The organism is Streptomyces sp. NPDC048254, from assembly GCF_043201895.1.
GTDB lineage: Bacteria > Actinomycetota > Actinomycetes > Streptomycetales > Streptomycetaceae > Streptomyces.
Genome location: NZ_JBICZJ010000001.1, coordinates 995,108 through 1,014,661 on the forward strand (window position 1 = coordinate 995,108; position 19,554 = coordinate 1,014,661).

The 19,554-nt window shown below is 72.4% G+C and carries 20 protein-coding genes; 10 read left to right on the forward strand and 10 right to left on the reverse strand.

Features of this window, described 5'->3' with window-relative positions:
* The first annotated feature begins 37 nt into the window (after window positions 1-37).
* Window positions 38-997 (forward strand): NAD(P)H-quinone oxidoreductase, encoded by a 960-nt coding sequence (locus ACGFZQ_RS04505; RefSeq protein WP_393839110.1) that lies wholly within the window; start codon window positions 38-40, stop codon window positions 995-997.
* 76 nt (window positions 998-1,073) lie between these two features.
* Here the strand turns inward: ACGFZQ_RS04505 and ACGFZQ_RS04510 are convergent, their stop codons facing one another.
* Window positions 1,074-2,981, reverse strand: a complete 1,908-nt coding sequence (locus ACGFZQ_RS04510) for an SMI1/KNR4 family protein (RefSeq protein ID WP_393839111.1) — start codon at window positions 2,979-2,981, stop codon at window positions 1,074-1,076.
* Between the two features lie 105 nt (window positions 2,982-3,086).
* Here ACGFZQ_RS04510 and ACGFZQ_RS04515 point away from each other — a divergent pair, with 105 nt between their 5' ends.
* Entirely contained in the window at window positions 3,087-3,659 is a 573-nt protein-coding gene (locus tag ACGFZQ_RS04515) for a hypothetical protein (RefSeq protein ID WP_393839112.1), read from the forward strand.
* Between the two features lie 149 nt (window positions 3,660-3,808).
* The gene (locus ACGFZQ_RS04520; protein WP_384472557.1) at window positions 3,809-4,042 is read left to right on the forward strand and encodes a DUF2277 domain-containing protein; all 234 of its coding nucleotides are present in this window, start codon (window positions 3,809-3,811) and stop codon (window positions 4,040-4,042) included.
* A gap of 37 nt (window positions 4,043-4,079) precedes the next feature.
* Here ACGFZQ_RS04520 and ACGFZQ_RS04525 read toward each other — a convergent pair whose 3' ends face one another.
* The 4 genes from ACGFZQ_RS04525 to ACGFZQ_RS04540 all read right to left on the reverse strand — a co-directional run bounded on the left by ACGFZQ_RS04525 (window position 4,080) and on the right by ACGFZQ_RS04540 (window position 9,273).
* Entirely contained in the window at window positions 4,080-4,691 is a 612-nt protein-coding gene (locus tag ACGFZQ_RS04525; RefSeq protein WP_393839113.1) for a DedA family protein, read from the reverse strand.
* Between the two features lie 107 nt (window positions 4,692-4,798).
* Window positions 4,799-6,688 (reverse strand): FAD/NAD(P)-binding protein, encoded by a 1,890-nt coding sequence (locus ACGFZQ_RS04530; protein ID WP_393839114.1) that lies wholly within the window; start codon window positions 6,686-6,688, stop codon window positions 4,799-4,801.
* A gap of 129 nt (window positions 6,689-6,817) precedes the next feature.
* Entirely contained in the window at window positions 6,818-8,443 is a 1,626-nt protein-coding gene (locus ACGFZQ_RS04535; RefSeq protein WP_393839115.1) for an alkaline phosphatase D family protein, read from the reverse strand.
* A 185-nt stretch (window positions 8,444-8,628) separates the two neighbouring features.
* Window positions 8,629-9,273: an HNH endonuclease family protein gene (locus ACGFZQ_RS04540; RefSeq protein ID WP_393839116.1), complete on the reverse strand. Its 645-nt coding sequence runs from the start codon at window positions 9,271-9,273 to the stop codon at window positions 8,629-8,631.
* A gap of 423 nt (window positions 9,274-9,696) precedes the next feature.
* Between ACGFZQ_RS04540 and ACGFZQ_RS04545 the strand changes: the two genes are divergently transcribed.
* Window positions 9,697-10,278, forward strand: a complete 582-nt coding sequence (locus ACGFZQ_RS04545) for a TMEM165/GDT1 family protein (protein WP_351731645.1) — start codon at window positions 9,697-9,699, stop codon at window positions 10,276-10,278.
* A 183-nt stretch (window positions 10,279-10,461) separates the two neighbouring features.
* Window positions 10,462-11,118: an HAD-IA family hydrolase gene (locus ACGFZQ_RS04550; RefSeq protein ID WP_393839117.1), complete on the forward strand. Its 657-nt coding sequence runs from the start codon at window positions 10,462-10,464 to the stop codon at window positions 11,116-11,118.
* Window positions 11,119-11,192: 74 nt separating this feature from the next.
* Here ACGFZQ_RS04550 and ACGFZQ_RS04555 read toward each other — a convergent pair whose 3' ends face one another.
* Together ACGFZQ_RS04555 and ACGFZQ_RS04560 are read right to left on the reverse strand one after the other, a co-directional pair.
* Window positions 11,193-12,266 carry a hypothetical protein gene (locus ACGFZQ_RS04555; RefSeq protein WP_393839118.1) on the reverse strand — a complete coding sequence of 358 codons (1,074 nt, stop codon included), beginning with the start codon at window positions 12,264-12,266 and terminating at the stop codon, window positions 11,193-11,195.
* Window positions 12,267-12,425: 159 nt separating this feature from the next.
* Entirely contained in the window at window positions 12,426-12,614 is a 189-nt protein-coding gene (locus ACGFZQ_RS04560) for a peptidoglycan-binding protein (RefSeq protein WP_393839119.1), read from the reverse strand.
* Between the two features lie 40 nt (window positions 12,615-12,654).
* Here ACGFZQ_RS04560 and ACGFZQ_RS04565 point away from each other — a divergent pair, with 40 nt between their 5' ends.
* Window positions 12,655-13,047: a hypothetical protein gene (locus tag ACGFZQ_RS04565; RefSeq protein ID WP_393839120.1), complete on the forward strand. Its 393-nt coding sequence runs from the start codon at window positions 12,655-12,657 to the stop codon at window positions 13,045-13,047.
* A gap of 761 nt (window positions 13,048-13,808) precedes the next feature.
* Window positions 13,809-15,842 carry a DHA2 family efflux MFS transporter permease subunit gene (locus ACGFZQ_RS04570; protein WP_393839121.1) on the forward strand — a complete coding sequence of 678 codons (2,034 nt, stop codon included), beginning with the start codon at window positions 13,809-13,811 and terminating at the stop codon, window positions 15,840-15,842.
* Here ACGFZQ_RS04570 and ACGFZQ_RS04575 read toward each other — a convergent pair.
* Window positions 15,835-16,332, reverse strand: a complete 498-nt coding sequence (locus ACGFZQ_RS04575; RefSeq protein ID WP_393839122.1) for a GNAT family N-acetyltransferase — start codon at window positions 16,330-16,332, stop codon at window positions 15,835-15,837. The genes ACGFZQ_RS04570 and ACGFZQ_RS04575 overlap by 8 nt on opposite strands.
* Before the next feature lie 152 nt (window positions 16,333-16,484).
* On the opposite strand from ACGFZQ_RS04575, the gene ACGFZQ_RS04580 reads away from it, so the two are divergent.
* Window positions 16,485-17,138, forward strand: a complete 654-nt coding sequence (locus ACGFZQ_RS04580) for a hypothetical protein (protein ID WP_351731656.1) — start codon at window positions 16,485-16,487, stop codon at window positions 17,136-17,138.
* 5 nt (window positions 17,139-17,143) lie between these two features.
* Window positions 17,144-17,818 carry a hypothetical protein gene (locus ACGFZQ_RS04585; protein WP_393839123.1) on the forward strand — a complete coding sequence of 225 codons (675 nt, stop codon included), beginning with the start codon at window positions 17,144-17,146 and terminating at the stop codon, window positions 17,816-17,818.
* Here ACGFZQ_RS04585 and ACGFZQ_RS04590 read toward each other — a convergent pair.
* Entirely contained in the window at window positions 17,807-18,238 is a 432-nt protein-coding gene (locus ACGFZQ_RS04590) for a DUF1992 domain-containing protein (protein WP_393839124.1), read from the reverse strand. The genes ACGFZQ_RS04585 and ACGFZQ_RS04590 overlap by 12 nt on opposite strands.
* Window positions 18,239-18,329: 91 nt before the next feature.
* On the opposite strand from ACGFZQ_RS04590, the gene ACGFZQ_RS04595 reads away from it, so the two are divergent.
* Complete coding sequence (locus ACGFZQ_RS04595; RefSeq protein WP_351731661.1) at window positions 18,330-18,719, forward strand: hypothetical protein; 390 nt, start codon at window positions 18,330-18,332, stop codon at window positions 18,717-18,719.
* A gap of 56 nt (window positions 18,720-18,775) precedes the next feature.
* Here ACGFZQ_RS04595 and ACGFZQ_RS04600 read toward each other — a convergent pair whose 3' ends face one another.
* Entirely contained in the window at window positions 18,776-19,447 is a 672-nt protein-coding gene (locus tag ACGFZQ_RS04600; protein ID WP_382526538.1) for an O-methyltransferase, read from the reverse strand.
* Window positions 19,448-19,554 lie beyond the last annotated feature (107 nt).

The window sequence follows — 19,554 nt, forward strand, 5'->3', positions numbered from 1 at the left end:
GCAGGAGCCCTTCACCGCCTCGTGTGGATGGAGTGCCATGAAAGCAGTGTCGATCAAGGAACCCGGCGGCCCCGAGGTCCTGGAGTGGGTCGAGGCCGAAGATCCCGTCCCCGCGGTCGGCGAGGTCGTCATCGACGTGGTGGCAGCAGCCCTGAACCGGGCGGACGTCATGCAGCGGATGGGCCTCTATCCGCTGCCGCCGGGAACGTCGCCCTATCCGGGACTCGAGGTCTCCGGCCATGTCAGTGCTCTCGGCGAAGGTGTGACCGGCCTACGGGTGGGCGACGAGGTCTGTGCCCTGCTGACCGGAGGCGGATACGCACAGAAGGTCGCCGTGCCGGCCGGGCAACTGCTGCCGGTGCCCAAGGGGGTCGGCCTGGTCGAGGCCGCGGCCCTGCCGGAGGCGGTCGCCACCGTGTGGTCGAACATCGTCATGACCGCCGGCCTCAAGCAAGGCGAGACCTTTCTCGTGCACGGCGGCGCCGGCGGGGTGGGCACCATGGCCATCCAGATCGCCAAGGCGCTCGGCGCCCGCGTCGTCACCACCGTCGGCAGCCCCGAAAAAGCCGCCCGGGCGCGTGAGCTGGGCGCGGATGCGACGATCAACTACCGCGAGCAGGACTTCGCCGAGCACGGCCCCTACGACGTCATCCTGGATGTCATCGGCGGTCAGTACCTGCAACGGAACATCCAGTCCTTGGCCCCCGACGGGCGACTGGTCGTCATCGGGCTGCAGCAGGGAATGGAAGGTCAACTCAACCTTGCGGACCTCGTGTTCAAACGGATCTCGGTACACGGCACCACGCTGCGCACCCGGTCCGCGGAGCAGAAGGCCGCGATCGTCGCCGAGGTCCGCAGGAACGTCTGGCCGATGATCGAGAACGGATCCGTGCAGTTGGTTCTCGACCGGACCCTGCCTATGGCGGAAGCCGCCGAAGCACACCGTCTCATGGAGGAAGGCCGGCACGTCGGCAAGATCCTGCTGTTGAACAACTGAGCCGCAGCCAGGCCGAACGGGTCCTCGTCGAGGGGGAGCGGCGTGCGGACCGCCCCCTACGGCCGCAGCGGCTCCCCTACGGCCGCAGCGGCTCCACCCGCACCGTCAGGTACGTCTCTCCCGGCCCCGGAGGCCGGTTCCACGGGCGGGTGTGGAAGGTGTGCAGGCGGCCCCGGGTGAGGGCCGACCGTGGCAGGCGGACGGGGAGTTCGGCCGCGAGGGCCTCCAGGGCGCGACGCTGCCGGTCCTCGGCGGACGCGTCCGCGGGGGAGAGGAACGCTGCCGGTACGGGACCCCGGGTGTCGGACGTGGCGTCGCGGAGCGTGCAGCCGTAGCGTTCCGCGCCGTTCTCCGCGACGGAAAGGTGGAAGACGGCCGGGCGTGCGTGGCCGGATTCGCTCCACACCGTCACCACGCGGGTGCCCGCGGAGGCGGCCAGGCCCGGGGAGACGAACCACCGTTCGTCGAACCGCCCGCCCGGGTTCGGTGCGAAGGCGAAGCTCCAGCCCGGCCCCGCCCGGCCCACGGCCGTCAGCGCCTGGTCCGCCCAGGGGGGAGCGTCGGCACTGCCGCGGAAGCGTTGCCGCGCCTCCCACAGCGTCGCCGGGTCGTTGAGGACGGTGGCTTCGCGCTCGCCCAGCAGCGCCGGCAGCTCGGCCGGTGCCACCCCCTCCACGAGCAGGAACCGGTACGACGTCAGGAAGTTCCCGGGGTCTCCGTCCGCCAGCCAGGCCAGGCCCGGCGGGTCCAGGTCGGTGGTGGGCGGTGGGACCTCGCCCGGTTGCCCGGCCCGGGGCGTCGCCAGCAGCTCCCGGCCGCGCTCCGGGGTGATCAGGGGACCCAGGAGCGGGTCGGCGCACAGGCCGACCGGGGCGAGATGGTCGGCGCTGAGCGGACGCCACTCGGGCAGCGCGGCCCGCAGGGTGTGCCAGGCCGCGTCCGTATCGCCCCAGCGGGCCTGTTCGCGCGCCTCCTCGACGGCCCGTCCGAAGACGCCCTCGGCGGTGTAGCGGAAGGTGCCCGCACGGATCTGGCGCAGTATCCCGTCCGCCGCCTCGCGCACCGCGTCCGAGGCGCCGGGCAGGTCATAGGGCGACAGCTCCTGGTCCCGGCGCATGCGCGCGTGCTCGGCCAGCAGCACGGGCACGACCTCCGGAACGTACACCGGGTCGGCCGCCAGGCCGTGGAAGTACACCATGTACATCTGGCCGAGCAGCCGGCGGATCTGGTCGCGCAGCCCGGTCGCCCGTGGCCTGCCGAACGAGACCGCGTCCGCCAGCGCCGTCGCGGCCTGCTCGTACCGCCCGCCCAGCGCGTCCTGCCGCGCCGCCTCGACGGCCGCGTCCTGGGCCCGTGTGGTGGCGTTGACGAACTCGGTCCCCGTCCGCTCCGAGCCGCTCACCGCGAGGCTGTGGAACTGCCGGTACATCGCCGCCATGAACGCGCCGAACGAGCCGTACCGCGTCGGCTGGTCCCCGTGCCAGGGCGCCCAGCTGTACACGGCCCACTCGCCCGAGCCGTCCACGTCCCCCGGGTCCAGCAGGACGTACACGGCGTCGGACTCCACGTCCAGTTGCAGCGCCCGCCCCCACATCCCGGCGAGGAGGGCGTCCTCGGGCGTGGGGTCGTCGTCCAGTTCCCCGGGGAAGTACTCGGACAGGCCCGCCGCGTCCTCGTGCCACCGGGCCCGCTCGGTGCCGGCCAGCAGCCAGACGAAGCCGCCCGCGTGCCGCCAGCCGTCGGTCACCGCGAGGAACGTCCGGTACGACGGCGGCAGCCGGTGCCCGAGCCGCTCCTCCAGCGCGCGTATGCGCTCCTCGGACGCGGGCGGGAAGCCCAGCCACCCCGTCCGCAACGGCTCCTCGTCCCGTGCCGGCCGCCCGCCCTCCGGCGTCTCCCCGTCCTGCGCGTCCACCCACTCCTGGCTCCACCGCGCCAGGAGCGACCGCCACTGCTCGACCGTGTCCGTCATGCCGTCCGTCATGCCGGTGATCCTGGCAGCCGCCACTGACAACGCCCCGCCCGTGAGTGGGAGTCTGGAGGCGGAGATCGCGTTCCCGCCCGGCGGGAGAACGGAGCAGGAGACAGGATGAGCGGGCAGCAGTCGACGTTCGTGAAGGTGTGCGGACTCACCCAGGAGCAGCAGATCGACTGGGCCGTCGAGCTGGGGTACGACGCGATCGGGATCGTCGTGACCCCGAAGAGCAAGCGGTACTGCCCGCCCGCGCGGGCCGTGGAACTCGCCGGGTACGCCCGCGGCCGGATCCCGGTCTTCGCCGTGGCCCTGACGTACGACGAGACGGCCGAGGTCGCCGAGCACGTCGACACCGTGCAGATCTACGAGACCGCCGACGTCCCGAACCTCGCCCTCGCCTCCGGCACCCGGCCCGAGCGGCCGGAGGCCCTCCAGTACTTCTTCTACGACGCCAGCGCGGGCAGCGGCGTGTTCGCCGACATCCCCGCCTGGGTCGCGGAGGTGCCCGGGAAGGTCGTCATCGCCGGCGGCCTCGACGAACACAACGTGGCCGGTGTCATCGAGGCCTTCGGCCCCTATGGCGTGGACGTCTCCAGCAGCGTCGAGACCGCGCCGGGGGTCAAGAGCCGCGAGAAGATGGCCGCCTTCATCGCCGCCGCCCGGACCCCCGGGCGGGACAGCCGCTGAGCGCTCCGCCGGAGGCGCGGTGATGTGCCGTCGTGGCCGTGTTCGGCGTGTTTTCCATGGGGCTGTCCTCTCGTCGGTCGGCCCCGGGAGCGGTGGCCGCCACAGGACGATCCTCGCAGGAGGAAGGGGAGCTGCGGGAGACTGGGGACATGTGCCGGAGTATCAAGACCCTGCGTCCGCCCCAGCTGGCCGAGGAGGCCACCGAGGAGGAGATCCGTGCTGCCGCGTTGCAGTACGTGCGGAAGGTGTCCGGGTTCCGGGCGCCGGCCGCGCACAACCGGGAGGTGTTCGAGCGGGCGGTGGAGGCGGTGGCGGCCGCTACCGCCGAGCTGCTCGGGGGACTGGAGGTGCGGGGGCAGGCGGTGCGCGAAGCCGCCGGGTGAGGCACGACCGCCCGCGGCTGGTGAACACGGTGACGGATCAGGCCGGGCGTCTTCGCATCAGGAACCCCGCTCCCGCTCCCGCCCCGAACAGCGCCACCACCGAGACCGCCGTCGCCAGCCAGGTCGCGCCCAGCCACTGGGCGCCCAGGTAGCCGAGGGCGACGCTGTAGACCGCCCAGGTCAGGCCCGCCAGGGCGGACCAGGGGAGGAAGTCGCGGACGCGGCGGTGGGTCGCGCCGGCGCCCAGGGAGACGAGCGAGCGGCCGGCCGGGGCGAAGCGGGCGAGTACGACCAGCGCGCCGCCGCCCCGGGTCAGGGCCTCGCCGAGACGTTCCTGCGCGTTGCTCAGCCGCCGGGAGCGGGCGATCGCGCGGTCCAGGCGGGCCCCGCCGCGCCAGGCCAGCCGGTAGGCGACCAGGTCGCCGAGGACCGACGCGGTGGCGGCGCAGAAGGTCAGCGCGAGGATGTCGGGTATGACGTGCGGGACGGGCCCGGGCGCCGCCCCGGTGCCCGCCGCCGCTGCCGTGGCCGCGGTGATGACCAGGACACCGCTGGGCAGGACCGGCAGGAACACATCAAGCAGCACGGAGACCGCCACCATGGCGTATATCCATGGCCCGGCCTCCAGCGACCCCATGCTTTCCCACACGACGGTTCCCCCGTGATTGTCCTGTTGCGCCCCCCGACGTCAGCCATACAGCGTACGCGGAGGGTGTGACAGGAGTTTCACGGGGGGTTTGCGAAATCCGCAAACGGTTAAGCGGCCACCGGCGTGTTGCGCGCACCCGGCAGGACCGGTTCCGCTCCCGCCTCGGGCGCGGCCGTCCGGAGCACCGCCCGTGCGATCGCGTCGGCGTCCGACAGGGTCACCGAGTCCACGCCCGGCCGGGCGCCCGCCGCGGTCACCCAGTGCACGCCCTCCGTGGGCACGCCGAAGGCGAACCGTCCCGGGTGCGGCAGGCCGTTGCGGTCGATCAGCCGGTATGGGCGGGGTGTCACGTCCAGGCCCCCGGTCTGGTGGCCGTCCACCCGGTGCGGGCGGCACGCGCCCTCCCGCACCAGCCCGGCCAGCAGCTCGTCGGCGGTACGGCGCAGGTCCGGCTCCGGGAGGCGGGCCTCTATGAGCGTGGTCACCCGGACCGCCGAGCCGGGGACCGCCGGGGAGCGGGCCGTCCACGCGCCGTCCGCCCGGCCCACTTCCAGACCGGGGCCCAGCACCTCCACCACGCCCGCCGCCAGCAGCGCGGTCAGCTCCTCGACCCGGCGGCGGGGCGGGCCGATGGACAGGAACGCGTTGAGCGGGGTGTACCAGCCGTCCAGGTGGGCCCGCCGGGAGGCGCCGGTCAGGCCGCCGTGGTCGACGACCAGCCGTATCTCGTTGCGCAGGTCGCGCAGCACGTCCAGGGCCGCCTTGAGCGGGCCGCGCACATTGCCGAGGGCGGCCTGTGCCGCGTCCTCGCGGAGGTGCCCGAGGAGCCAGTCGCGCCACTCCGCCGGACCGGCGAACTCCCGCTCCCCGTACGGCCGCTGGAGGCGCTCCCAGGACCAGCGGTCCGCCTCCGGGACACCGGCCCCGTCGAGTACGGCGGTCTCCGCGCGCCGGCCGTCGGCCGCGAGGAAGCGCTCGGTGAGGTCCGGGTCGCCGGTCAGGGCGGTGTAGTAGACCGTCTCCACCTCCTTCGCCACCAGCGGCCAGACCTCCGCGAGGAAGTCGGGCGCCTCGCCGGAGTCCGCGCGTTTGCGCAGGCCCGCGATCGCCTCGGGGGTGAGCAGCAGCGGGGTGTGCCGGCCGTACGGGCCCTTGGCGTTGTCGCCGCGCGCCTGGTACGGGACGCCCCGCCGGGAGCCCGCGTACAGGCGGGGCTCGCGGCCCGAGGGCGTGTAGCGCAGGCCGCCGGCCGGTGCCCGGGTGAAACGGCCGCCCCGGCCGGTGGTCAGCAGGGCGAGGTGGTCGAAGAAGTTGAGGCCGAGGCCGCGCAGCAGCACCGGTTCGCCGGGGGCGATCGGGGTGAGATCGACGTCGGCCGGGTTGGCGGGCGGTATGTGGCGCAGGCCGTGCCGGGCGGCGTGTGCCAGGTGGCGGCGGTCCTCGGGGGTCGCCGCCGCCGGGAGGTGGCCTTGGGCCAGCACCACCGCCGCCAGACCGGGCAGGGCGTGGCCGTCGTCGAGGGTGAGCGTCTGGCGGCCGTCGGGGCCGTCGGCGAGCCGTACGGCACGGGCGCGGTGGGTCTCGACGCGGACCGCCTCCGGTGCCAGGGCGACCGTCCTCGCGAACACCCACTCCAGGTAGCGGCCGTAGTGGGCGCGGGTCGGGTAGTCGTCGGGGTCCAGTTCGCCGGCCGCCCACTCGTGCAGGCTGGGGCCGGGCCGGACCGGGCCCGAGCACTCCACGCTGTCGTCGGTGAAGAGGGTGACCTGGCTCGCCACGGTGTTCATCAGCAGCTCCGCCGACTGCGCCGTACGCCAGACCCGGCCCGGGCCCGGCGGCGCCGGGTCGATCACATGGACCGTGAGGCGCGATCCCGGGGGCAGCAGCTCGGGTGCGGAGGCGCAGAGGCGTTCCAGGACGCTGGTGCCGCGCGGTCCGGCGCCGACCAGGGCGACGGCGACCGGGGCGGATTCCTGGGGCGAGGCAGACAAGGACATGACTCCCGGGCGGGTGGGGGCGCTTGGCAGGAACACCGCCCGCACGGAATCGGGAAGCGGACGGTCCGCCTCATCATGCCGTCGCGATTAACAGAAGCCAACGCGCGCCCCACAAGCCTCGGATGTCCCTCATGGGGTGGTGAGGGTGGACTCCTCCACGGTCTCCAGCGTCCCGTTCCGCCGGGCCCGCTCCAGCCGCAGCCGGGCCGAACGGCCGTGCAGGGTCAGCGTCATGAGCTGGTTGCCGAACCACGGCCCGCCCCTCTTCCGCCACGTCACGGGCGGTCGCGCGGAGCGTCCGTGACGGGTGAAACGGCGGCCGAGGAACCGGGCCAGGGCGCTCCAGCCGAACCGGAAGCCGACCCGGATCGTCGGCGGTACGGAGTTGTGGACGGGCGAGCAGGTGAGTTGCAGCACACTGGAGGCGGGCCCGGTGCCGGCCGGCCACGCGGGCTCGGCGACGTAGGCGTGATGGACGTCCCCGGAGAGCACGCAGATCGACGCGGGTGCCCCGGGGCCCGAGCCGGTGCGGGCGATCAGGCCGGCCAGTTCGGCGAAGGAGGCCGGGAAGGCCGCCCAGTGCTCCAGGTCGGCCGCGCGCCGCAGCCGCTCCCCGAACCCCGCCCACCGGGCGCCCCGTTCGCCCCGGCACAGGGCCGCGTCCCAGGTCTCCAGGTCGTGTATGAGGTGCGGCAGCAGCCAGGGCAGCGAGGTGCCGACCAGGAGGTGGTCGTACGACTCCCGGTCGGCCAGCGCCTGTTCGCGCAGCCATTCGGCCTCGCCGGGGTCGAGCATGGCGCGGTCGTGCTCGTCCAGCACCCGCGCCGCCCGGGTGTCCACCATCAGCAGCCGCACCCGCCCGAAGTCGCGCCGGTAACTCCAGCGCACCGAGCCCGGGTCGGTGTCGGCCTTGGCCGCGAAGGCGCGCAACTCGTCGGTGCTGTCGGGGGATTCGCGTACGGCCGTGTAGAGCGGGTCGGCGGCCAGCTCGGCGGGGGAGAGGTTCCCCAGGTGCTGGTGCACCCAGTACGACATCAGCCCGCTCAGCAGCCGCTCCTGCCACCAGGGCGTGGCCCGCACGTCGGCCAGCCAGGCGGCGGAGGTGTTCCAGTCGTCTATGACGTCGTGGTCGTCGAAGATCATGCAACTGGGCACGGTGGACAGTAGCCACCGCACCTCGGGGTCGAGCCAGGACTCGTAGTAGAGGCGGGTGTACTCCTCGTAGTCCGCGACCTCGGCGCCGGGCGGCTCAGACAGGTCGCGGCGGGCGGCCAGCCAGTGGTGGGTCGCCGTCGAGGTCTCGTCGGCGTACACCTGGTCGCCCAACAGCAGCAGTACGTCCGGCCGTTCGCCGCCGGCGGCGACGCGTGCGGCCAGGCTGTCCAGGGCGTCGGGGCCGACCGGGTCCTGGCCGTCGGCCGGGGGAGCGGCCCAGCGGCAGGAGCCGAAGGTCACACGGAGCCCGTCGTCCTCGGCGGGGACGCGGATCACCGAGGCCGGGAACCGGGAGTCCGGCAGCGGCCACACCCGCGTGCCGTCCAGGATCACCTCGTACGGTGTGGAGGTCCCCGGTGTCAGCCCGGTGACCGGGACCAGGGCGTAGTGGTGGCCGGCCACCTGGAAGGTGCGCGTGCTGCCGCCGGCCCCGTCCGGGCAGCGCACCTCGGCGGTGCACGGACGGCTCGTCTCGACCCAGACGGTCGCCGACGAGCCGTCGGTGTACCTCAGCAGTGGTCCCAGGCGCAGTCCGGCCACGTTCGCCCGCCCTCTTCCCCGGTCGGTTCGCCTCCGTCGCCCCGTACGGTACGGAACGGCGGAGGTCAGCGGGGAGGCTTCGACGCGGGAAAGAGAGCGGGAAGGGGGGTGGAGCGTGGCCGGAATGCGGGGGAAGCGGGACCTTCTGTGCGCCCGGCTGTCTGCCGGGCTGTCCTACGGGCGGGTCAGCAGGCGGAGAGGTAGCTGGTGAGCGCGCTCTTCTCGGCGGAGTCGACCGAGAGGCCGTAGTAGTACTTCACCTGGACCCAGGCGCGGACGTAGGTGCAGCGGTACGACGTCAGCGACGGCATCCAGGTGGCCGGGTCCTGGTCGCCCTTGGACTGGTTGACGTTGTCCGTGACGGCGAGCAGCTGCGGGCGGGTGACGTCGTTGGCGAAGGCCTGGCGCTGGGCCGTGGTCCAGTTGCGGGCGCCGGAGTCCCAGGCCTCGGCCAGCGGGACCAGGTGGTCGATGTCGACGTCGGAGGCGGCGGTCCAGGTGGCGCCGTCGTAGGGGGAGTACCAGCTGCCGCTGGTGGAGACACAGGCGGAGTCGGTGACGACGTTCGAACCGTCCCGCTTGAGGATGTACTCACGGGTGTTGCAGGTGCCGCTGATGGTGATCCAGGTCGGGAACAGGTCACGCGCGTAGCCGGTCCTGACCTCGGTCGCCACGGTGAGGGAGGCGAGGTAGGTGCGGGCGGTGGACGCGCTGACCGGGGTGGGAAGGGCGGCGGAGGCGCTCGGGGAGTTGAAAAGGGCGGCGGAGGCTATCAGGCCGGTGAATGCCGCGAGTATGCTGAGTCGTCGACGCGCGTAGAACTTCGGCATGCGAACTCCCTGGTGGGGGTGGGGTGTTGGAGCGCGAGCGTGGGAATGCTCGCGCTGCCGTGTTGCCGTGGGGTGAGCGTTGGGTAAGAAGCTAGTGACGTGTTCATGACACGACAAGGTGTGCGACGTGACTCACAGGCGGGATCTCCGGCCTTGGAAATCGGTGTGGTGCTCACGTACCGTGGAGGGCGTTGAAGGGGAGTAGCTCTTCGCCGGACCGTCGACATACTGCTCAGCCCGTCTGAGCCGGCGCCCGGAGGCGGACCTCGATCACGAGGCTGTCAGCGAGACCTTCGGCAAGCAGTGCACGCCTGTGCCGTACAGCGGCGCGGGTGATCCATGTGTGCTGCCGTGCCGAGGTGTCGTGTGTTCCGCGCGAAGTGCAGCACTCTCGGTGGGGTGGCCCCGACCGATTGAGGACCCTTGATCAGCATCACCGTGACGGCGCTCGTCTTCGGCGTCATCTTCCTCGCCGAACTGCCCGACAAGACCGCGCTCGCCGGCCTCGTCCTGGGCACCCGCTACCGGGCGTCCTACGTCTTCGCGGGCGTCGCGGCCGCCTTCCTCCTGCACGTCGTGCTCGCCGTCGCGGCCGGCAGTGTGCTGACCCTGTTGCCCCAGCAGATCGTGCACGCCCTGACCGGCGTGCTCTTCCTCGGCGGCGCGGCCGTGCTGCTGCTGAAGAAGGGCGAGGAGGAAGAGGAGGTCCGCAAGCCCGCCGACCAGTCCTTCTGGAAGGTCGCCGGTACCGGTTTCATGCTCATCCTGGTCGCCGAGTTCGGTGACCTCACCCAGATCATGACGGCGAACCTCGCGGCCCGGTACGACGACCCGCTCTCCGTCGGCCTCGGCGCGGTGCTCGGCCTGTGGGCGGTGGCCGGACTCGGCATCGTCGGCGGCAGGGCGCTGATGAAGAAGGTGCCGCTGCGGCTGATCACGCAGATCGCGGCCGTGCTGATGCTGGCGCTGGGCGTGTGGAGCCTGTGGGAGGCGATCGCCGGCTGAGCCGGACCCGTCCCGCCGGGGGCCCGGCGAGCTGAAGAATCGGTGAACGGTCGGCGACGGCGGTGGCGGGATGGCCGCACCTTTTTGTACCGTAGAGAAACAAAGTGGCTCCCGCCCGTTTTCCCTGACCGGCGGGCGGGGCCGCTCTGTTTTGCTTTGCCCGGCCTGCTTAGGAGCTGCCCGATGACGGCCACCGTCCTCACCGCCCGCGCCCTCCTGCTCGACATGGACGGCACCCTCGTCAACTCCGACGCCGTCGTCGAACGCATCTGGCGGAACTGGTCCGAGCGGCACGGGCTGGACGGCGACGAGGTCATGAAGGTCGTCCACGGGCGCCAGGGGCACGCGTCCATGGCGGTGCTGCTGCCGGACCGGCCCGTGCAGCAGAACCTCGCGGACAACGCGCGGATGCTGGCCGAGGAGACCGCCGACATGGACGGCGTGGTGGAAGTCCCCGGTGCCGCGGCCTTCCTCGCCTCGCTCAGCGGACTGCCGCACGCCCTGGTGACCTCGGCGGACGTGGCGCTGTCGACGGCGCGGATGGCCGCGGCCGGGCTGCCGCTGCCGGCGGTGCGGATCACGGCGGAGTCGGTGGGCGCGAGCAAGCCGGACCCCGAGGGCTTCCTGAAGGGAGCGGCCGAACTGGGCGTCGCTCCGGCGGACTGCCTGGTCTTCGAGGACTCGGGCGCGGGGATCGCGGCGGGGCGCGCGGCGGGGATGCGGGTGGTGGGCGTCGGTGCCCGGGCGGGCGTGCACGGCCCGGACGCGGTGGTGCGGGACCTGACGGGGGTGCGGGTGGAGGCCACGGGGGACGGCTCGCTCCGGGTGCGCGTCGGCTGAGGTGAAGGGCGGGAGTGCTCCTGCGGCCGATCGGGCCGCCAGCCCGGGGTGTCGGCGGTGCCGGGCGCGCGATACTACAAGCCGGCCGTGCGGGAGAGCGTCCACATGTAGTGCCATCTGTCCTCGCGCAGACGACGGGTGCTGTTGTCGGCGAGAGCGTTGATCACGGCCCAGATGCCGCCACTGGTTCCGACCACGCCGACGGCGGACTCCAGCGCGGGACCGTAGACCGCCACGAGCGCGGCTCCCACGGTGCCCACCGCTGCGCCGCTGGCGGAAAGGAACCGCTTGTGTCTGGCCTGCTCCATCTCGGCCCGGGACGCGCGAATCTGTTCCTTGATCTCCAATGCCAGCTTGAGCAGCTGGCGTTCCGAATCGACGGCGTTCAGTGCTGGATCAATGTCGAGCAGCTTCAGTCGGAGATAGTCGCGGAACGCGGAGTAGGAGTTGAACTCGCCCACCGTGATCCGGCTGAAATCACGCAGGCCGACCCCGTCGATGAACGGCAGTTCGATGGAGAGGATCGGTCGGATCAGCTGGCTCTTGATGGGGTCGGCTCCGGACGCGTCGATGGCCCGGCCGTCCTCGATGAGGTAGTCGACCGCCCTTGCCCGCTCGGCCGCGGTCAGCTGTGTCGGTACTCCCCCGCGGGTCTCCACGAAGGCGGTCGAGTACGTCGGCAAGTACCAGGCCAGGCCGGCTTCGAGCAGGGGCTGTGCGTCCAGCAGCCACTGGCCGAGGGCGTCCAGATCCGGACAGTGCATGCCGTAGCGGGTCGCCCGGTTGTTCTGGTCCACTATGTGCTGTAGCCCGAGTTGACCGTTGGCGACCGCTCCGCCCATGCCGCTGGTGTCCCGGACCGAACCTTGGGCGCCGAGGAAGTGGATCGTGGCCGTGGGATCGTGGGCCAGCAGCAAGGTGTCGGAGATCAGTGCCGCCCGCTTGGTTACCTTCTCGAACCCGTGACGATCGTCGCCGACCTGAAGTCCCAGATAGAACCGCGACCGGGTGCGGTTCTTGTCCTCGACGAGAGTCACTGACCGACTGCGTTTCCACAGGAACTTGCCGTACTCGACGGCCACCTGTTCGGCGGTGGAGTACCTGCCGCGCCGTACGCCGGAGAAGAACTGTTTCATCTCTCTGGTCACACGGTCGTTCTGAGAAGGATCCCTTCGCCTGAACATCAGGCCACCGCCCCCCGGCACAGATCACCACGACTCACCTTTTGCCAGGTTAGTACGCCGGCCGGTGGTTTCCTCATGCGTTCGTACGAGATGCGTTCGTACGAGGCCGGCGCTGTCGATTCCCTACGGCTCGGTCGTCTCCGACTCCAGGGCCGCCCGCGTGGCCGTCCCGTACACCCCCGACTCGTCCGTCACGATCCCGCGCGCCAGCTGGTACGTGCGCACCGCGTCCTCGGTCCGGTGCCCGTAGTAGCCGTCGGCATTGCCCGAGAAGAGCCTCAGCTGCGTCAGCCGCAGCTGGAGCTCCGTCACCTCAGCGCCGCTGTCGCCGGGGCGCAGGACGGGGGCCGACGTGGGCCGCGCGGAGGCGGCCGTGCCGGTCGTGGACGCCGACTGGGTCGGCGTGGCCGAGCGGGACGCGGTCGCGGACGGGCTCGGGCTCGCCGTCCGTGAGGACGAGGCCGTCGGCGACGCGCTCGCGCCGACGGGGGCGGACGCGGACGGCACGGTCGGCGCCGGCGCTTGTGCCGACGTCACCGGCGCCGCCGCCGAAGGCGACCCCGTGCTCGGCGTCACGTCGGGAACGCTCTCCCGGACGTCCTGCGGCGCCGCCGTGTCCCGCGTCGGTGTCACATGGGAGAACAGCCCGCTCGCGAAACCGGCCACCGCGAGGATCCCGATCACCGCCCCGGCGATCGAGAGGACCAGCACCCACCGAGGCCGGCGCCGACGGGGCTCTCCCTGACCGGGAGGGACCACGGACGCTTCCCCGGGCCCCACACCGGCGCCCACCGCCTCCCGCACCACCCGCAACGGCATGGTCGCCGCCTCGACCACCGGCAACGGCTGGGTCCTCCCACCACCGGCCCCGCTGTCGGCCCCGGTCCCGGTCCTGGCCTCGGTCCGGGCCCCACCGCCGGTCCCGGCCCGGTGCTCGGCCTCGGCCCCGCTGTCAGCCTCGCTTCCGACCCCGACCCCGACCCCGACCCCGACCCCGACCCCGGCCTCGCCGTCGGTCGCGGCCCTGGCCCCGCCGTCGGTCGCGGCTCCGCTGTCAGTCCCGGCCCCGGTGCCGGCCGCCCCGGTCCAAGCCCCACCGTCGGCCTCAGCCCCACCGTCGGCCCCAGCGCCAGCCCCAGTCCCGGAGAGGTCGACGTACGGTCGTATGCGCAGGGGGTCGAAGTCCTCCGCGGCTGCCTGTTCGGCCGTGCGTGCGTCGCGCAGTGCGTCGGATGCCCGCCGGGTGCAGTCGCAGGAAGGTGTGTTGTCCCGCCCCCTCGGCGCTCCGCACTCCGGGCACCGGTGGCCCCCGGTCGTATCCGTCACGGTGTTCGTCCCTCCCCTCGCGCCCCACGAACCCTCACGAACTCCACAGATTATGCGGGGTACCCACACGCACGTTCGCCGGTTCCCCTTGTTTCAGGAGGTGCGAAGGGGGCTCGACGGGCCATACCGGGCGACACCGTCCACGATGGAAGATGGCTGAAAGCATCCCGGGAGGTCTCCATGGCCCTGGACATGACGCACACCCAGGCGAAGGACGCGGAGCACGTACCAGGCAATGTGCTCGTCCCGATCGGCGCCCTGCTGCTCGGCCTGCTGTTGGCCGCGCTGGACCAGACCATCGTGTCGACCGCGCTGCCGACGATCGTCAGTGATCTGGGCGGCCTTGAGCATCTGTCGTGGGTGGTCACCGCCTACCTGCTGGCGTCCACGGCCGCCACCCCGCTGTGGGGCAAGCTCGGTGACCAGTACGGGCGCAAGCGGCTCTTCCAGGCGGCGATCGTGATCTTCCTCGTCGGGTCGGCCCTGTGCGGGATGGCCCGGAACATGGGCGAGCTGATCGGCTTCCGCGCGTTGCAGGGTCTGGGCGGCGGCGGGCTCCTGGTGCTGTCGATGGCGATCGTGGGCGACCTCGTGCCGCCGCGTGAACGGGGGCGCTACCAGGGGCTGTTCGGTGCCGTCTTCGGCGCGACCAGCGTGCTGGGGCCACTGCTCGGCGGGGTGCTCACCGAGCACTTGAGCTGGCGCTGGGTGTTCTACGTCAACCTGCCCGTCGGCGTGGTCGCGCTCGCCGTGATCGCCGTCGCCCTGCACATACCGCGCAGGACCGCCCGCCATGTCATCGACTATCTCGGCACGTTGCTGATCGCCGCCGTCGCCACCTGCCTGGTGCTGGTGGCCTCGCTGGGCGGCACGACCTGGCGCTGGGGGTCGCCGGGGATCATCGGGCTCGCGGTGCTCGGGGTGCTGCTCGCCGTCGCCTTCGTGGCCGTCGAGCGGCGGGCCGCCGAACCCGTGCTCCCGCTGAAGCTCTTCGGCATCCGCACCTTCACGCTCGCCGCCGTGATCAGCTTCATCGTCGGCTTCGCGATGTTCGGCGCGATGACCTACCTGCCGACCTTCCTCCAGGTCGTGCAGGGCATCTCGCCGACCCTGTCGGGTGTGCACATGCTGCCGATGGTGATCGGCCTGCTGCTGTCCTCCACCCTGTCCGGACAGATCGTCAGCCACTCGGGCCGCTGGAAGGTGTTCCCGATCGCCGGCACCGCCGTCACCGCCTTCGGCCTGCTGCTGCTCCACCGGCTCGACGAACACAGCTCGACGATCGAGATGAGCTGCTACTTCTTCGTCTTCGGCCTCGGCCTCGGCCTGGTCATGCAGGTGCTGGTGCTGATCGTGCAGAACTCCGTCTCGTACGAGGATCTCGGCGTCGCCACCTCCGGCGCGACCTTCTTCCGCTCCATCGGCGCCTCCTTCGGCGTGGCCATCTTCGGCTCGGTCTTCGCGAGCCGCCTCGCCGACAAGCTGGCCGACGCCTTCCAGGGCGTCCGCCTCCCGGCCGGGGTCACCCCGGATGCCCTCAAGGCCGACCCGCGCGGTATCGCCGAACTGCCGCCCGCGCTGCGCCCGGCGGCCCTGCACGCGTACGCGTCCTCGATCACCGACGTCTTCCTGTACGCCGCTCCGGTGGCCGCCCTCGGCTTCGTCCTGGCCTGGTTCCTCAAGGAGGACCGGCTGCGCGGCTCGGTCACCGCGCCGGACGCGTCGGAGACCATCCCGCCCAACCCGGTGCAGCGGTCGTCGTACGACGAGTGCTGCCGGGCCCTGTCGCTGCTCGGCACCCGGGAGGGCCGCCGGGAGATCTACCGGAAGATCAACGAGCGGGCCGGGGTGGACCTGGTGCCCGCGGCCGGCTGGCTGCTGCTGCGGATCCGCAGATACGGCTCGGTGGAGCCGGGCCGGCTCGCCGAACGCGGGGCCGTCCCGATGGCCGTCGTCCTGGAGGGTGCCCGCCAGCTGGAGGAGCGCAACCTCGTCGACCGCCTGGGCCTCGACCTGACCCTGACCGAGCAGGGCCGCGAGATCGCCGAACGGCTCGCCAGGGCCCGCGAGGAGTCCCTGGCCGACCTGCTCGGCGACTGGTGGAGCTCCGACCGGCCCACCGACCTGGACCGCCTGGTGCGCGACCTGACCGACGAACTCTGCGGCACCGAACGCGAACAGCCCCAGAACCCGGCCTCCCAGCACGTCAGTTGACGAGTTCCTTGCGGAACCAGTGCTCGGCGTAGATGTCGTCGTTGTGCCGTTCGGTCTCGGTGTAGCCGAGCCGTGCGTACAGGGCGCGGGCCTCGACGAGGTCGGTGCGGGTGTCCAGCACGAGCCGCCCGGCCCCGAGCGCGCGGGCCGCGTCCTCGGCCGCCGCGACCAGGAGTGCGGCGCCGCCCCGGCCGCGCAGCGCCTCGTACACGAAGACCCGGGTGAGTTCGGCGGTGGCCGGATCCAGGAGCCGTACGCCCGCGCTGCCGGCCGGCGCACCGTCGTACCGTGCGATCAGCAACCGCCCGGTGGGTGGGGCGAGTTCGGATCCCGGACGGGCGGCGATCTCGCGTTCCAGCTCGGCCGGGTCGGTGCGCCGGCCCTCGTGGCGCAGGTACCAGCGGTCGCTGACCTCCGTGTAGTACGCCCGCCACAGAGCGGCGGCCACGGGTGAGTCGGGGCGTTCCGGGGTGATCGTCCAGGTGGTCATGGACGGCAGTCTCGGGCGGACCCGGGTGGGTCGTGCAACCGAATTCGGCGCGGGCCCGGTTCGGCCGCATGGCCCGGGGCCGTTTGCGGGGCGCTGTGCGGGTCACCCGGAGGGCGAGCCGGCCCGTCGGGCCGAGACACCGGAAGGCAACCATGTCCACAGGCTTGATCATCGCGATTGTGATCGTGGCCGCCGTGGTCGTCGTCGCGGCCGTGCTGGTCGCGCGCTCCAGGAGGAGCGGCCCGCACGGCCTGAAGCAGCGCTTCGGGCCCGAGTACGAGCGGGCCGTGGCCCAGCACAGCGGCGACACCAAGGCGGCCGAGCAGGAGCTCGCCGAACGGGTGCAGCGCCACGGCGACCTGCACGAGCGGCCGCTGGAACCGGCGGAGCGCGAACGCTACGCGGCCCGCTGGACGACCGCACAGGAACACTTCGTCGACTCGCCGCGGGAGTCCGTGACCGAGATCGACCGGCTGCTCGCCGAAGTGGCGGCCGCCCGTGGCTTCCCGGCCGGTGCCGAGTACGACGACCAGGTCGCCGCGCTGTCCGTGCACCACGCCGACCACGTCGACGGCTACCGCCGCGTCCACCGCGCCGCCCAGGCGCCCGTGAGCGGGGCCGAGCAGAACCAGGCGGGCACCGAGGAGATGCGCACGGCCATGATCGAGGCCCGCTCCCTCTTCGACGACCTGGTCACCCAGTCGGCCGGCGAGACCGGTCGGCACCGCGCCGGTGTCGGTGCCGACACCGGCGGCCATCCGCATCTGCCCTGGTCCGCCGACCGGAGCCGCCCGAAGGAGAGCTGACCGACATGACCGACGCGAGGACAGAGAAGGGCCGCCAGCAGGGGAGCGGCGACATATATCCCGGCGATGAGGCGATGCCGGGACGCGAGGAGCGCACGACCAAGCGCACGACCGGGGGCATGACCGACCGGGGCGACGCCTCTGTCAGGGGGGCCACCCCCGGGCGGGAGGACATCGCGCCGGAGCGTATGGACGACCGGGAGGAGGCGCCCGGGCAGGCGGTGCTGGTGGCCGGCAAGGGTCCGGGCCATGCGCCGGACCCGACCCGCGACGACCGGCTCGCACGCAACGACGACCCGCGGATGCCGACCGACGACCCGCGGACGCCGGCCGGCGAAGGGCGGATGTCGAACGACGACCGACTGGCGGCGGACGACGACCGGCAGGCGGCCCATGACGACCGGCTGATGCCGAACGAGGAGTGCGGGCAGCTGGAGCGGCGCCTCCAGCACGCGGTCACCGGTTTCGTCGACGAGCCGCGCGCGGCCGTCGAGGAGGCCGACCGGGCCGTCGAGGAACTCAGCGCCCGCTTCACCGACGCCGTCGACCGGCGCCGCCGTACCCTGCGCGGCAGCTGGCAGGACACCGACCGGGACCACCCCGGCTCGGCCGACACCGAACAGCTTCGGCTGGCGCTGCGCGACTACCGCGAACTGGCGGACCGGCTGCTACACATCTGAGTCCGCCGCCGCCTCGGCCGCAGCCCGGCGCTCCCGCCACTCGCGTACGACCTCCTCGACGTCGTACGGCTTCTTGCCCAGCGGGGGCCCGGGCGGCGGCTTGAACATCATGTCCCGGATCTTCGCGTTGACCTCCGTGAGGATCTTGCGGACGATCCGCTCCGAGGGGGCCGCGTAGGCGGCCGCCAGCGCGTCCTCGGCCTCCTTGCGCAGGGCGAGGGACGGCGGCAGCATCGCCAGGCCCTCCCGGGCCATCTTCCTTCTGACCCACCACAGTTCGTCGTAGGGCGTGTCCAGGTCGGCCGGCAACGGCTCACCCGTGCCCGCGAGTTGATCGAAGTCACCGCGCCGCTGCGCATCGAGGATCTGCTTGTCGACCCAGGATTCGAACGGCACCCCGGGTGGCTTTCGCTCGGTCATGACTTCATTGTGCCGGACGCCACCCCGCCGGGCGTTTTATCATGCGCCGGAGATCCACGAACGATTCAGGAACCGCGCAGGGGGAACGCACGTGCTCGAACTCACCATGGCCTCCGTGTCCGGGGACGCGGGCGAGACAGCCGGAATGCTCATGGCCGACGCGCCCAGCGAACCGGGCGCCGTGCTGCGAGTGGGCCGCGATGCCTCCGCCTGCCGGCTCACCACGCCCGACGACTGGCTGTTCGTCTCCCGGGTGCACCTGGAGTTCCTGTGCGGGCCCGAGGGCGGCTGGCAGGTCACCTGGCTGCGCGGTTCCCAGGCCGAACCGTCCTCCGAGGTACTGCTGACCGTCGGCGAGTACGCCCAGGCCATCGGCTACGGCGGTACGGTCGCACTGCCCCGGGGCGGCTCCGGCGAGATCGTCGTCCGGGACCGCACCGCCCCGCGCAGCGTCAACGTGGGCTTCTACCACGAGGCTTGAGACCCGGCCCCGGCCGGACCGAGGCCGGACCGGGCCAGTACCGGGCTAGGCCAGGGCTAGGCCAGTACCCGGGCCAGGGCGAAGCCGTCGTAGCCCTTGCTGCCGACCGTCTGGATCGCCGTACCGCTCAGCCTCGGGTGGGCGGCGATCAGCTCGATCGCGGCACGGGTGCCGACCACGTCCGGTTCGCTGCTGTCCGCGTCGACGACCCGGCCGCCGCGCACCACGTTGTCGATGATGATCAGGCTGCCGGTGCGGGTGAGCCGCAGCGCCCACTCCACGTAGTGCGGGTTGTTGACCTTGTCGGCGTCGATGAAGACCAGGTCGAAGGGGGCCGGGTTCTCGTCGGCGAGCTTGGGCAGCGACTCCAGGGCGGGGCCGACCCGCACCTCGACGAGCCGCTCCAGCCCGGCGCGGGCGATGTTGCGGACCGCCACCTCGGCGTGCCGGGCGCTGTACTCCAGCGAGATCAGCCTGCCGTCCTCGGGCAGGGCGCGGGCCAGCCAGATGGTGCTGTAGCCGCCGAGGGTGCCGATCTCCAGGATGCTCCGGGCGTCCTGGACCTGTGCGAGGAGCTGGAGCAGCTTGCCCTGGTTGGGGGTCACGTTGACGTGCGGGAGGGCGTTGGCCTCGCTCTCACGCAGGGCCGCCTGGAGCGCCTCGTCGTCCGGCGAGAGGTGGCTGGTGAAGTAGAAGTCGACGTCGTCCCAGAGCTGAGAGCCGCTCATGCGTCCGCTGCCTTTCGGATATCCGGTAACCGTCCAGTGACGGCTACTTGCTTAGCACTACTCAGGAGGCGGGTGACTCGGTGATCTCCCGCCCCGGTACCGGACGG

Excerpts from the sequence above, each read along its gene's own strand:
- ACGFZQ_RS04515 (WP_393839112.1), top strand. The coding sequence starts at position 3,087 with ATGAGCGGGCAGCAGTCGACGTTCGTGAAGGTGTGCGGACTCACCCAG.
- ACGFZQ_RS04580 (WP_351731656.1), top strand. The coding sequence starts at position 16,485 with ATGTCCACAGGCTTGATCATCGCGATTGTGATCGTGGCCGCCGTGGTC.
- ACGFZQ_RS04540 (WP_393839116.1), bottom strand. The coding sequence starts at position 9,273 with ATGCCGAAGTTCTACGCGCGTCGACGACTCAGCATACTCGCGGCATTC.
- ACGFZQ_RS04600 (WP_382526538.1), bottom strand. The coding sequence starts at position 19,447 with ATGAGCGGCTCTCAGCTCTGGGACGACGTCGACTTCTACTTCACCAGC.
- ACGFZQ_RS04575 (WP_393839122.1), bottom strand. The coding sequence starts at position 16,332 with ATGACCACCTGGACGATCACCCCGGAACGCCCCGACTCACCCGTGGCC.
- ACGFZQ_RS04585 (WP_393839123.1), top strand. The coding sequence starts at position 17,144 with ATGACCGACGCGAGGACAGAGAAGGGCCGCCAGCAGGGGAGCGGCGAC.
- ACGFZQ_RS04505 (WP_393839110.1), top strand. The coding sequence starts at position 38 with ATGAAAGCAGTGTCGATCAAGGAACCCGGCGGCCCCGAGGTCCTGGAG.
- ACGFZQ_RS04570 (WP_393839121.1), top strand. The coding sequence starts at position 13,809 with ATGGCCCTGGACATGACGCACACCCAGGCGAAGGACGCGGAGCACGTA.
- ACGFZQ_RS04510 (WP_393839111.1), bottom strand. The coding sequence starts at position 2,981 with ATGACGGACGGCATGACGGACACGGTCGAGCAGTGGCGGTCGCTCCTG.
- ACGFZQ_RS04550 (WP_393839117.1), top strand. The coding sequence starts at position 10,462 with ATGACGGCCACCGTCCTCACCGCCCGCGCCCTCCTGCTCGACATGGAC.
- ACGFZQ_RS04530 (WP_393839114.1), bottom strand. The coding sequence starts at position 6,688 with ATGTCCTTGTCTGCCTCGCCCCAGGAATCCGCCCCGGTCGCCGTCGCC.
- ACGFZQ_RS04520 (WP_384472557.1), top strand. The coding sequence starts at position 3,809 with ATGTGCCGGAGTATCAAGACCCTGCGTCCGCCCCAGCTGGCCGAGGAG.
- ACGFZQ_RS04590 (WP_393839124.1), bottom strand. The coding sequence starts at position 18,238 with ATGACCGAGCGAAAGCCACCCGGGGTGCCGTTCGAATCCTGGGTCGAC.